This window comes from Vibrio sp. SCSIO 43153, assembly GCF_023716625.1.
In the GTDB taxonomy this organism is placed as follows: domain Bacteria; phylum Pseudomonadota; class Gammaproteobacteria; order Enterobacterales; family Vibrionaceae; genus Vibrio; species Vibrio rotiferianus.
This window is the reverse complement of the sequence record NZ_CP071855.1, coordinates 2,249,151-2,262,171: the sequence shown is the minus strand read 5'-3', so window position 1 is coordinate 2,262,171 and position 13,021 is coordinate 2,249,151. Positions and strand designations below refer to the sequence as shown.

At 45.6% G+C, this 13,021-nt stretch carries 9 protein-coding genes; 5 read left to right on the top strand and 4 right to left on the bottom strand.

The genetic code is table 11. From position 1 onward, the window contains the following. Window positions 1-185: 185 nt before the first annotated feature. Entirely contained in the window at window positions 186-2,246 is a 2,061-nt protein-coding gene (metG, locus tag J4N37_RS10880; protein WP_252040912.1) for a methionine--tRNA ligase, read from the bottom strand. A 216-nt stretch (window positions 2,247-2,462) separates the two neighbouring features. On the opposite strand from metG, the gene apbC reads away from it, so the two are divergent. The 3 genes from apbC to J4N37_RS10865 all read left to right on the top strand — a co-directional run bounded on the left by apbC (window position 2,463) and on the right by J4N37_RS10865 (window position 6,640). Then, window positions 2,463-3,539, top strand: coding sequence for an iron-sulfur cluster carrier protein ApbC (gene apbC / locus J4N37_RS10875; RefSeq protein WP_252040910.1), 1,077 nt, complete (start codon window positions 2,463-2,465; stop codon window positions 3,537-3,539). A 181-nt stretch (window positions 3,540-3,720) separates the two neighbouring features. Next, window positions 3,721-4,362 (top strand): uridine kinase, encoded by a 642-nt coding sequence (gene udk / locus J4N37_RS10870; RefSeq protein ID WP_010449330.1) that lies wholly within the window; start codon window positions 3,721-3,723, stop codon window positions 4,360-4,362. A gap of 190 nt (window positions 4,363-4,552) precedes the next feature. Next, window positions 4,553-6,640, top strand: a complete 2,088-nt coding sequence (locus J4N37_RS10865; protein WP_252040908.1) for an AsmA family protein — start codon at window positions 4,553-4,555, stop codon at window positions 6,638-6,640. 80 nt (window positions 6,641-6,720) lie between these two features. Here J4N37_RS10865 and cobO read toward each other — a convergent pair whose 3' ends face one another. After that, the gene (gene cobO / locus J4N37_RS10860) at window positions 6,721-7,326 is read right to left on the bottom strand and encodes a cob(I)yrinic acid a,c-diamide adenosyltransferase (RefSeq protein ID WP_071234665.1); all 606 of its coding nucleotides are present in this window, start codon (window positions 7,324-7,326) and stop codon (window positions 6,721-6,723) included. A 117-nt stretch (window positions 7,327-7,443) separates the two neighbouring features. On the opposite strand from cobO, the gene J4N37_RS10855 reads away from it, so the two are divergent. Next, complete coding sequence (locus tag J4N37_RS10855) at window positions 7,444-7,893, top strand: low molecular weight protein-tyrosine-phosphatase (RefSeq protein ID WP_045394280.1); 450 nt, start codon at window positions 7,444-7,446, stop codon at window positions 7,891-7,893. A 92-nt stretch (window positions 7,894-7,985) separates the two neighbouring features. On the opposite strand, the gene J4N37_RS10850 is transcribed toward J4N37_RS10855, so the two are convergent. Then, on the bottom strand, window positions 7,986-9,545 hold the full coding sequence (locus tag J4N37_RS10850) for a SulP family inorganic anion transporter (RefSeq protein WP_010449321.1): 1,560 nt from the start codon (window positions 9,543-9,545) through the stop codon (window positions 7,986-7,988). Window positions 9,546-9,621: 76 nt separating this feature from the next. Here J4N37_RS10850 and J4N37_RS25130 point away from each other — a divergent pair, with 76 nt between their 5' ends. Continuing rightward, entirely contained in the window at window positions 9,622-9,756 is a 135-nt protein-coding gene (locus tag J4N37_RS25130; protein WP_010449319.1) for a hypothetical protein, read from the top strand. Between the two features lie 114 nt (window positions 9,757-9,870). On the opposite strand, the gene rne is transcribed toward J4N37_RS25130, so the two are convergent. Beyond that, entirely contained in the window at window positions 9,871-12,891 is a 3,021-nt protein-coding gene (rne, locus tag J4N37_RS10845) for a ribonuclease E (protein WP_252040906.1), read from the bottom strand. Between the last annotated feature and the right edge of the window lie 130 nt (window positions 12,892-13,021).

Sequence of the window (13,021 nt, the reverse complement as noted above, 5' to 3'; positions counted from 1 at the left end):
TAGCAACTAAGTAAGAGCAGCTTTGATGCCAATAATTAAAACATTTTAAAACAGTAGCTTATGCAAATCGTTAATAATGAAATGTCCGAATTTGGTGCGCGATTTCACCAAAAGTGTGAATTCAGTCGAAAAAAATCCCCGCCGAGTTGGGCGAGGATTTCTAAGTCACGTAGTAAAGTAACGAATTACATTACACGCATACCTGGTTGAGCACCTTCGTGCGGCTCAAGGATCCATAGGTCGCTGCCACCAGGGCCCGCTGCTAGGATCATGCCTTCAGACATACCAAACTTCATCTTACGAGGCTTTAGGTTAGCAACCATTACGGTTAGCTTGCCTTCTAGCTCTTCAGGTTTGTACGCTGACTTAATGCCAGAGAACACCTGACGAGTTTCGCCGCCGATGTCTAGTTGGAATTTAAGCAGTTTGTTTGCTTTTGGCACTTCTTCACACGAGATGATGCGCGCGATACGCATATCAACGGCTGCGAAAGCGTCAAATTCAATTTCTTCTGCGATTGGATCCTTGTCTAGCTCAGTTTGGCTCGCTTTGCTCTTTTCAGCTTCTGCTTTCTCTTTTGCTGCAACTTCTGCTGCTGCATCTTCTTTAGATGCTTCAATCATCGCTTCAACCTTCTTAGGATCGATGCGGTTGAATAGTGCTTTGAACTTAGTGATCTCGTGATCAGTTAGCGGCGCAGCGATACCTTCCCAAGTTAGTTCTTCGTTTAGGAACGCTTCAGTACGTGCAGCAAGCTCTGGCATTACTGGTTTCAGGTAAGTCATCAGAACGCGGAATAGGTTGATACCAACAGAACAAATGTCTTGTAGCTCTTGGTCTTTACCTTCTTCTTTAGCAACAACCCACGGTGCTTTTTCATCAACGTATTGGTTTGCTTTATCAGCCAGTGCTGTGATTTCACGGATTGCACGACCGAACTCACGCGTTTCGTATAGTTCTGCGATACGGTCAGCGGCCACTGTGAACTCGTTATATAGCTCAGTTTCTGCGAAGTTAGCAGATAGTTTGCCTTCAAAGCGCTTAGAGATGAAGCCAGCGTTACGAGATGCTAGGTTAACAATCTTGTTTACTACGTCAGCGTTAACGCGCTGAGTGAAGTCTTCAAGGTTAAGGTCTAGGTCATCGATACGGCTGTTTAGCTTAGCTGCGTAGTAGTAACGTAGACACTCTGGATCTAGGTGATCTAGGTATGTTGCTGCTTTGATGAACGTGCCTTTCGACTTAGACATTTTCGCGCCGTTTACTGTAACGTAGCCGTGTACGAATACGTTGTTTGGCTTACGGAAACCACTGCCTTCTAGCATCGCTGGCCAGAATAGAGAGTGGAAGTAAACGATGTCTTTACCGATGAAGTGGTAAAGCTCAGTTGTGCTGTCTTTCTTCCAGTACTCATCGAAGTCCAGACCTTCAGTTTTATTACATAGGTTCTTGAAAGAAGCCATGTAACCTACAGGTGCGTCTAGCCATACATAGAAGAATTTGTTCTTCTCACCTGGGATTTCAAAACCGAAGTAAGGTGCATCACGTGAGATATCCCACTGCTGCAGGCCAGACTCGAACCACTCTTGCATTTTATTTGCCGTTTCGGCTTGTAGTGAACCAGAGCGTGTCCATTCTTTTAGCATGCTTTCGAACTGAGGTAGGTCGAAGAAGAAATGCTCAGAGTCTTTCATTACTGGAGTAGCGCCAGATACTGCTGATTTTGGATCAATCAGCTCAGTTGGGCTGTACGTCTCACCACAGTTATCACAGTTGTCACCGTATTGGTCTTCTGACTTACACTTAGGACAAGTACCTTTTACGAAACGGTCCGGTAGGAACATTTCTTTCTCAGGATCAAACAGCTGAGAGATAGTACGGCTAGAGATAAAACCGTTTTTCTTAAGCTCTAGGTAGATGTGAGAAGCTAGCTCACGGTTCTCTTCTGAGTGTGTGCTGTGGTAGTTATCAAAGCTAATATCAAAGCCAGCGAAGTCTTTTTGATGCTCTTCGCTTACTGCAGCGATCATCTCTTCTGGCGTAATACCCATCTGTTGTGCTTTTAGCATGATTGGCGTGCCGTGAGCATCGTCAGCACAGATGAAGTTTACAGTGTTGCCGCGTAGGCGTTGGTAGCGAACCCAGATGTCAGCTTGAATATGTTCAAGCATATGACCTAGGTGAATCGAACCATTAGCGTACGGAAGGGCACAAGTTACCAGCAGTTTTCTTGGATCGTTTGCCATACTTAATAATCGCTTTTTGATAGGTATAAAAAAATAGAGAGTAATACTACCCCATGAGCTTCCTAACGCCAAGGCATCAAACCATGGATTGCCTTAGTTTTTTTGGGGTTCTGAATCTTGTCTCTGGGTGCTACGATTAGAGTGTTATACCCAAGTGACTTCAAGATGCGAAAAGGCCTAAGCACTTTGAGGTCATTTAGGTATAAAGGAGGCGTCATGCACCAGTTCACTTCAAAACAAGACTTTTGTCATTGGCTTAACCAGTTCCAACATCCGCAGTTGGTGGAAAACTGGGCAGATATTCATGGGATAGTCGCGATTCCAGCGCAAGGCGGCATCCAAATTACTTTGCCATTCGCGAGCAACGAGCTTCAACATGCGCTGAGCGATTGGATCAAAGAACAGCAAGCAGCAGGTGATGTCCCTGCGTTTGAGTTCCGGATTGAGCTCGGTGTCAAAGCGCTTGAGACGCAAGTTACCAATGCTGTTAAAGGCGTGAAAAACATCATTGCAGTCAGTTCTGCGAAAGGAGGAGTAGGGAAGTCGACGACAGCAGTCAACCTTGCTCTAGCAATTGCGCAATCAGGTGCCAAAGTGGGTTTGTTAGATGCCGACATTTATGGCCCGTCGGTACCGATGATGCTGGGTCAAGAAGACGCAAAGCCTGAAGTACGTGACGCGAAATGGATGGAGCCAATTTTAGCCCATGGCATCTATACTCATTCTATCGGTTACTTAGTAGATAAAGCTGAAGCGGCAATATGGCGGGGGCCGATTGCTTCTAAGGCATTGTCACAATTGCTAACAGAGACTGATTGGCCAGAACTCGATTATTTGGTGATTGATATGCCACCGGGTACAGGGGATATTCAGCTGACGTTGTCACAACAAATTCCAGTAACAGGTACTGTACTTGTTACTACGCCGCAAGACTTAGCTTTGGCTGATGCTCGTAAAGGTGCTGCGATGTTCCATAAAGTGAATGTACCAGTGGTGGGCGTCGTGGAGAACATGAGCTATCACATTTGTAGCCAGTGCGGAGCGGTTGAGCACATATTTGGCACGGGTGGTGCTGAAAAAATGTCGCAAGAGTTTGGTTTGGCGTTACTTGGGCAGATCCCACTTCATATATCAATGCGAGAAGATATTGATGCGGGTATCCCAACTGTGGCAAGACGTGCTGATAGCGAGCATGCCGGTTACTACAAACAGCTTGCGGATCGTGTGTGTTGTACAATGTATTGGCAAGGCAAAGCAAAACCAGATGCAATCAGTTTTACTATGGTGAACTGAGTTTAATATCAAGGCCGGTTGAATATCGTGCATTTAAACGTTTGCTTGGCGGTTAATCCTCTGAGTAGATAGAAACTTATAACTAAACCCTAATTCCAACTAGTAACGAAGGGGTGAACTCCCTATAATCAGGCAGTTTATCTTTTTATGTGACTAGAAAATCATCATCGGGTGCAAACTAATGTCTGATAATAATCAATGCGTCATCGTAGGTATTGCTGGCGCTTCTGCTTCTGGAAAAAGTCTGATCGCGAGCACAATCTACAATGAGCTTCGCGAGAAAGTGGGCGATCATCAAATCGGTGTCATCACGGAAGATTGCTACTACAACGACCAAAGCCAACTAAGCATGGAAGAGCGTGTAAAGACTAACTACGACCACCCGAGCGCGTTGGACCACGACCTACTCTGTGAACACCTAGAGAAGTTGGTGCGTGGCGAAGCTGTAGAAGTACCAGAATACAGCTACACAGAGCACACTCGTACAAGCAACACCACTCCAATGACCCCTAAAAAGGTAATCATTTTGGAAGGTATCTTGCTGCTAACAGACCCACGCCTTCGTAATTTAATGCACGCGACAGTGTTTATGGATACTCCACTTGATATCTGTCTACTGCGTCGCGTTAAGCGTGATGTTGAAGAACGTGGCCGTACTATGGAGTCGGTTCTTAAGCAATACCAACAGACAGTTCGTCCGATGTTCATGCAATTTATCGAACCTTCTAAGCAATACGCGGACATCATCGTACCTCGTGGTGGTAAAAACCGTATCGCAATCGACGTTCTTAAAGCGCACATTGCAAAACTTCTGAAAGCTTAAGCCCTTAGACGGCTATATCGCTTTATTTTTGGATAAAGAAGTGGCACCTTAAGTGCCACTTCTTTTTTTTGTTTTTAAATTAGCCAGTTGCAATACAAAATCGGACATTTTTCACGCTTTCGTGGAACTGTCAGCGATAAAAAAAGTCTGCGCTTATAATTGTAAAAACACCCGAGCAAGGAAAAAGCGAATGAAGAAACTGCTCTTAGTCATTGCCATCCCGATTGTGGCGATTTTGGCTGTTATTTTAGGGTTAGTGATTTTTGTTAATCCAAACCAATTTAAACCACTGATTGTGGAACAAGCTCAAAAGCAAACCGGCTTGGAACTGGTCATTGAAGGGGACATTAGTTGGCAGTTTTTCCCATCAATTGGTTTCGAACTGGGTCGCACTGAATTAAGAAACCCACAAGGCTTTAGCCAACCAAATCTATTTAAAGTTGAGACGGTCGGTGTAGATGTTTCCGTTACTCCTCTGTTCAGCAAACAGCTGGAAATTGGGAATGTCACTCTTGATGGCGCTGAGTTCTATCTTGAAACGCTGAAAGATGGTACCAAGAACATTGATGCGCTAACCAAAGCACAAACTCAGCAAGCAGAAAAAACCACTGAAGCGACTCCAGAGCAAGCGGTAGATTCACAGAGCACGGCTTCTGATTGGACGATCAATCTGGCTGGTGTCACCATCTCTAATGGCTATGTTGAAATCCAAGACAAGCAAGCGGGTAGCTACACTAAGCTGTCTGATATTTCTTTAAACCTTTCTCAGTTTGCCTTTGATAACTGGACAACGGCAGACTTCGGCGTGAAAGGTGAAATGAATGACCAGACGTTTACAGCGCAAGGTAAAGCGGATTTCAAACTGGCGAAAGGTTTAACTAGCTACGCTCTGAAAAACATCAACTTTGATGCAACTTACCGCGATCCTGCAAACAAAATTGAATCTGCAACCATTGGTTTAGACACGTTTGAGTTCGATAAAGTAAACAACCTAAGCTACGTATTAAAAGGCGAAGCAGGTGGCATGAAGCTTGATATGCAAGGTGGCGGTGAGCTAAACGTCGATAAAGCTATCAGCAAAGTGCAATTGAACAAGTTGACGTTGAACTCAACGTTTGAAGGAGATGCGCTTCCACAATCACCAATGAAAGTCGATATGGCTTCAGACCTTTCATTCGATTTGGCTAAGGGCCACTTGAGCTTTGTTCTAGAGAAACTTACTGCAAACGCCATTGCACTTGATGGTAAAGCGGATGTGACTCTAGGCGATATTCCGAAAGTTCGCTTTGCTGTACACAGTCCTAACATCGACTTAGATGAGTTCCTTGGCTTAAATCAACAAGCACCGGTTAGTGACAAGCCAGCGTCCGGTGGCGAAAGTGCGCCAGCAGGGCCGGAAGTTGAACCAGACTTATCTGCATTAAAGACTCTGGATGTGAAAGGCGATATTACGATTGATAAGTTCAAAGCGGCTAACGCGAAGATGGAAGCGGTTAAAGCAAGCTTCTCTATCAATCGTGGTGTCTTTGACCTAACTTCATTCAGCTCTAAGTTGTACCAAGGTACGATTACTGCAACCGCTAAGCTAGACGCACGTAAATCACCTGCAACTTACTCAGCGAAGAAGTCAATTAAAGGTGTCCATATTCAACCATTGCTGATCGATGTAGCCAACAACGACATGTTGGAAGGTACTGGTAACATTGATGTAAACGTAAGTGGTAAGAGCTTAACGCCAACTGGCATCAAGAAGAACCTGACCGGCACGGTCGTGATCAATTTTGCCGATGGCGCTGTGAATGGCATTAACGTTGCTCAATTGATCCGAGAAAACTACGCGCGATTCAAAGGTCAAAGTCTAGAAGGTACAGATGAAGTTAAGAAAACCGACTTCAGTGCTATGACAGCGACGTTGAAGTTGAACAAAGGTGTAGTCTCTACCGATAATATGAAAGCGCAGTCTCCACTTCTTCGCGTTCGTGGTAAAGGTAAAGCGAACTACCTGAATGAAACGGTTGACTTCACTATCAGCACCTCGATTGTGGGCACGCTAGAAGGTCAGGGCGGTAAGAACATTGATGAACTGAAGGACATTACTATTCCTATCAATGTTTCTGGTAAGTGGGCAGATCCTAAGTTTAAGCTGGTCTTTGATGATGTGTTGAAGCAAAAAGCACAGAAAGAAATTGACCGTGGCGTAGAGAAGCTAACGGACAAGATCAAAGATGAGAAGACCAAAGAAGCAGTAGATGGCTTGCTGAAGAACCTGTTCAACTAACAGACCCTAGTAAAAGAAAAGGGTTGGCATTGAGCCAACCCTTTTTAGTTTATAGTCTTTTCGGAAGCAACGACGGATGCTTACCAATCTACGCCTTTCAGAGCTTTAACACCGGATTCAAAAGCGTGCTTTACGTTCTTCACTTCGGATACAGTGTCGGCCATTTCGACTAAAGTGCGGTGTGCTCCGCGACCAGTAATGACGACGGATTGCATTTTCGGACGGTTGTTCAGCGCTTCGACCACTTCATCTAGGTCGATATAGCCATAGCTCACCATGTACGTCAGTTCGTCAAACAGAATTACATCAATCGATTCGTCGGTGAGCATACGCTTACACTCTTGCCAAACCAGTTGCGCTGCTTCAGTATCGGCGGTTTTGTTTTGGGTCTCCCATGTAAAACCCGTCGCCATGACTTGGAACTCAACACCGAGCTTTTCAAGTAGGTTACGCTCTCCGTTGTCCCATGTCCCCTTGATAAACTGAGCAACAGAACACTTCAAACCGTGGCCCACCGCTCGCGCAATAGTACCGAAGCCTGAAGTCGATTTACCTTTGCCATTACCTGTAATGATCAGCAATAAACCTTTTTCTTCTTGGGCGGCAGCGATCTTGGCGTCTACCTGTTGTTTTACTTTTTGTTGGCGAGCCTTATGGCGAGCTTCTTTGTTTTCTTCGATAGACATGCGGCTTCCTCAATTCCTTTTTGTACCTTGTACGGGGTGACTTGGGTTCATTGAATTATCTCGCTATGATAGACCAACATACCGTGAAGAAAAACCATCGATAATTCAGGGAATAAAATGAAGAAACTACTCGTTGTTTGTATGGGAAATATCTGCCGCTCGCCAACCGGGGAGGCCGTGCTAAGAGCAAAGGCGCAAGAGCTAGGTGTAGTTGTAGAAGTGGACTCTGCTGGGACAATTGGCTACCACGCCGGTAACCAGCCTGATGCGCGTTCGATGCAAGCTGGTAAGCAACGAGGTTATTCGTTTAAAGGGATGCGTTCTCGAAAGGTAACATTAGAGGACTTTGAGGAGTTTGATATGGTGCTAGCCGCGGATAAAGCGAACTTGGCTGATCTTCTCGATCTTTGTCCTAGAGAGCATCGCCATAAAGTATCACTGTTTTTGAGTCACTCAAGTTCTGATTACAATGAAATCCCAGACCCATATTATGGCGGTGATGCTGGCTTTGAATTGGTACTTGATTTGATTGAAGAGGCGTCAGAAGCGATTTTGAAGAAGCTCTAAGCATTTACAACGTGCCAGATACTAAAAGGGATGAGTATTACTCATCCCTTTTTGCATTATTCATACAGCTAAAAACTGCAATTTATGTTGGCTTAGCCAGCCAGAATGTCAGTTGCAACTTTATAGCTTGGGTCTTCTTTTACGTTGATTTCTACCAAGCTACCAGCTTTATCTAGAAGCTTGCGGCAGTCTGGGCTCAAGTGGCGTAGGTGAAGTGTTTTACCTAGTGCAGCGTAGCGCTCTGCCAAAGTTTCAATCGCTTCGATTGCGGAGTGATCTGTTACGCGAGAGTCTGCGAAGTCAACGATAATATCTTTTGGATCGCCGTGCGCGTTAAACAGTTCTAGGAAGTTTGCCGCTGAGCCGAAGAAGATAGGGCCGTGAATCTTGTACTCTTTTGAGCCTTCATCATTTAGTCGAGTATCGGCATAGATATGCTTCGCATGTTGCCATGCAAACATGAGAGCAGATGCTACAACGCCCACTGCAACTGCAACTGCTAGGTCAGTTAGAACCGTCACAACTGTTACTAGAACAATAACGAAGAAATCTTGTTTAGGTACACGACGTGCCAGTTTGAATGTCGCCCATTCAAATGTGCCGATAACCACCATGAACATTACACCAACGAGCGCGGCTAGAGGGATCATCTCAATCAGCGAAGAAGCAAATAGGATGAACATCAGTAGAGCGATTGCAGCAACGATACCTGATAGACGGCCACGACCACCTGAGTTCACGTTGATCATTGACTGGCCGATCATCGCACAACCACCCATTGCACCAAACACTGAACAAGTCATGTTCGCCATACCTTGACCAATACATTCACGGTTAGATTGACCACGTGTGTTGGTCATTTCATCTAGCACCGTTAGCGTCAGTAGAGACTCAATCAGGCCGATAGCCGCAAGAATGATTGCGTAAGGTAAGATGATTTGCAGTGTTTCAAGAGTGAAAGGTACTGCTGGAATAGAGAAGGTCGGAAGAGAACCCGCCAAAGTCGCTGCTTCGTCACCAGACATAGTACGTAGGAAGTCAACAACTGTACGCGTTTCTAGATCCAAGCCAACCACAAGAGCCGTCACCGTCACGATTGCTACTAGAGAAGACGGTACCGCAGTTGTGAGCTTTGGTAGGAAGTGAATGATCGCCATTGTTAGCGCAACGAGCCCCAGCATTAGCAGCATTTGGTCTTGTGGTAGCCAAGTCAGCATGCCGTTGATGTCTGGTGCCTTAAACTGGCCTAATTGTGCTAAGAAGATAACAATAGCAAGACCGTTTACGAAACCAATCATTACCGGGTGAGGTACGATTCGGATGAATTTACCTAGCTTGAATAGACCAGCTGCGATCTGAAGAATACCCGCCAGCATAATAGCAGCAAATAGGTATTGAACGCCGTGAGTCGCGACCAGCGATACCATAACAACGGCCATTGCGCCTGTTGCACCAGAAATCATACCTGGGCGACCACCAAAGATAGAGGTGATAAGGCCAACAATAAAGGCTGCGTACAGGCCAACCATAGGGTCAACACCGGCAACGAATGCAAATGCAACGGCTTCAGGGACCAGTGCTAATGCAACAGTTAGGCCTGATAGCACGTCGTTTTTTACGGAGTGCTTAGAAAATTGAGGGAATTCGAACATGTTTTGTATTGAGTTCTCTTGGCGATGAATTTCTCTCGACACATATTCGTATTTGCACAAGCACTGGAGGTCGAAGATGTTACTTCGTATCAGCGCAAACCGTAGTAAAAAAGAGCAGCATCAGAATGGTGTCGAAAACTTGAGTCGGCGAATGCTACCGAAAAGTGTGATTAAGTTCAAGAATGAAGGAGATATTGACGCACAAATGTGATCCGTCATTGATATTAATATGGCTAATTAGAGTTAACACTTACTTCAACAAAAAAGGCTGCCAATTGGCAGCCTTTTGCTTCTTATTTCGCTTAATGCGATGACAAGCTAAAACTTAGTTAAAGTTAGGCTTTGTCATTCCTGAAGATGCACGGTTAGTCGCTACTTGGCTACCTGCACCTTTTGGTGCATAGCGCTCAGCTTTAAACGGTGCTGCTGAAACAGTAATCTCGCGAAGCTCTTGAGGACCTGGTGCTTTAGTCATCGGAGCGCTAGCGCGAGGCTTAGCAGCTACTTTGATAACTTCAGCTTTAGGAGCTGGTGCAGCGATTGGTGCATCTACTGCAACTTGCTCTACAGTGTCTTCTACCACTTCAACTACTGGCTCTTGAGCTGCTTCTGTAGTGGTTTCAGCTTGCTCTAACACTGCTGGTTCAGCCACTGGTGCTGCTGCAATAGGTGTTTCTACAACCGGTGCTTCTACAACTGGAGCTTCTACTTTCGTTTCTACAGGTTGTTGAACTTTTGGTTCAACCACTGGCGTTTCAACGACTGCAGGTTGTTCACGGCGAATGATCACTTTACCCATCGCCATTTCAGGGCAAGCAAAACCACCTTGGATTGCAGGTACTGCTGTCGCTACTACCGCTGCTTCTTCCTTCACTCGCTCTTCCTTCTTAGGCGCTGGTTTTGGAATGTAGCGTGGCATCACTTTGCCCATTGCCATCTCAGGAGATGCTACACCACCTTTACGTAGGCGGAATGGGTTAGGGCGACGATCGCGACCACGACGACGACGTTGACCGCTTGCACGTAGGTGACGCGGAGAACGACGGTTACGGCGTTGTTTTGATTCTGCTTTGTTATCCTTATCCTGTTGAGTCTCAGCCACTGCCTCTACTGGCTTCTCTACAGGAGTTTCAATCGCTTTTACTGGAGCCTCAGCTACCTGTTCTGAAGCTTGCTGATCTTTAACGCGTACAGATTTGTTAAGTTTGCGACGTTGACGGCGCTCTTTAACTTTTTCTGCTTTCGCATTTGACTTCGCTTTGCTCTCTTCAGGTTTCGCTTCAGAGCCAGTACGAGCTTCAGCCGCAAGCTGTAGACCTTTTTCCGCTACCTTAGCGTTTGCTTTCTGCTCTTGAGCTTTATCAGCTTGCTGAGCTTTTGGTTTGCGTTTTTGGTTACGGTTTTGCTGTTTATTAGGCTGCTGTGTTTCGTTTTGCTCTGTTGCCTGCTCATCACGTGGCTTGCGACGACGTTTGTTATCGCGGTTATCTCTGTTGTCACGTGGGTTACGGCGACGGTCGTTACGATCACGTCGGTTGTTACGTTTGTTGTCGCGTGCAGGCTTAGTTTCTTCTTGCTTAGGTTCTTCTTTTTCTTCGTTAGAACCAAATAGGAAGCTGCTTAATGCTTTGAACAAACGACTAAACAAACCAGGTTTTTCTTCTTGCTCTACGTCTTTCTTCTTAGGCGCGGCAGCCGCAGCAGCAGGTTTCGCTGCTGGCGTTGGAGCTGATTGAGTTGAAGAAGCAAAGCCTTTTAGTACAGGTTCTTCGATCTTCTTAGGCTTTAATTCAGTCTCTGGTACTTCTTTGCCTTCTGCTTCTTTCATTGCTTCCAGTTTCTTTGGAAGTAGGTAAGAAAGCAGGTCGAACTCTTCGCCTTCACGAACACGAATCACTTCAAAGTGCGGTGTTTCCATATCAGAGTTAGGAACAACCGTGATCTTCACTTCTTGTGTACGCTCAATGTGGTTCACAGAGCGACGTTTTTCGTTTAGAAGGTATGATGCGATTGGAACAGGGACAACTGCCAGCACTTGAGCTGTATTGTCTTTTAACGCCTCTTCTTCGATTAGACGAAGTACAGAAAGCGCTAGAGACTCGTTGTCACGAACAACACCAGTACCTGTACAGCGAGGACAGATGTGGTGGCTTGCTTCTGCTAGAGATGGGCTCAAACGTTGACGAGACATCTCCAATAGACCGAAGCGAGAAATGCGACCAATTTGAACGCGAGCGCGATCTAGACGAACGGCTTCACGTAGACGGTTTTCAACTTCACGCTGGTGGCGTACAGGTGTCATATCGATAAAGTCGATAACTACCAGACCACCAAGGTCACGCAGTCGCAACTGACGAGCAATTTCATCAGCAGCTTCAAGGTTAGTGTTAAGTGCTGTTTCTTCGATATCACCACCCTTTGTTGCACGAGCAGAGTTAATATCGATAGAAGTCAGTGCTTCTGTTGGGTCGATAACGATAGAACCACCAGACGGTAAGCGCACTTCACGTTGGAAAGCTGATTCAATTTGGCTTTCGATTTGGTAGTGGCTGAACAGTGGAACTTCGCCATCATATTTCTTCACACGGTTGATGAAATCTGGACGCACTAACTGAATATGCTCTTTCGCACGTTCGTAGATAGTGTTGCTATCGATCAGGATTTCACCGATATCACGACGTAGGTAGTCACGGATTGCACGAACAATAACGTTACTTTCTTGGTGGATTAAGAATGGAGCAGGGTTAGAATCTGCAGCACCTTTGATCGCTCCCCAATGATTTAGGAGTACGTTTAAATCCCACTCTAATTCTTCAGCACTCTTACCAACGCCAGCTGTGCGAACAATTAAACCCATACCTTGCGGCAGTTCAAGAGTACTCAATGCAGCTTTTAGTTGCGTACGCTCATCACCTTCGATTCGGCGAGAAATACCGCCAGCTCGAGGGTTGTTAGGCATCAGAACTAGATAACTACCAGCTAAAGAGATGAAAGTAGTCAGGGCTGCACCTTTACTACCACGCTCTTCTTTTTCCACTTGTACGATTACTTCTTGGCCTTCGGTCAGCACTTCTTTAATGCTTGGTCGGCCTTGGTAAGTGTAACCTTCAGGGAAATATTCGCGGGCAATTTCTTTAAGAGGAAGGAAACCATGACGCTCAGCACCGTAATCAACAAATGCGGCTTCTAAGCTTGGTTCAATACGTGTGATACGTCCTTTGTAGATATTCGCTTTTTTGGACTCATGACCTGGACTCTCGATATCAAGATCGAAAAGTCGCTGGCCATCAACCAGAGCGACACGCAACTCTTCTTTTTGAGTTGCGTTAATTAACATTCTTTTCATTGAAAATTTCTCGTTGTCTTTTCTTTTGTCTTTCTAGTCAACTTGTCACTGTTTTTTCGCTCTTTCACGGTGCCTGATCCCATGGCTATATTTTGCAGCCTCCCGGCTGGAAGGGGATGCTCTTGGGCAC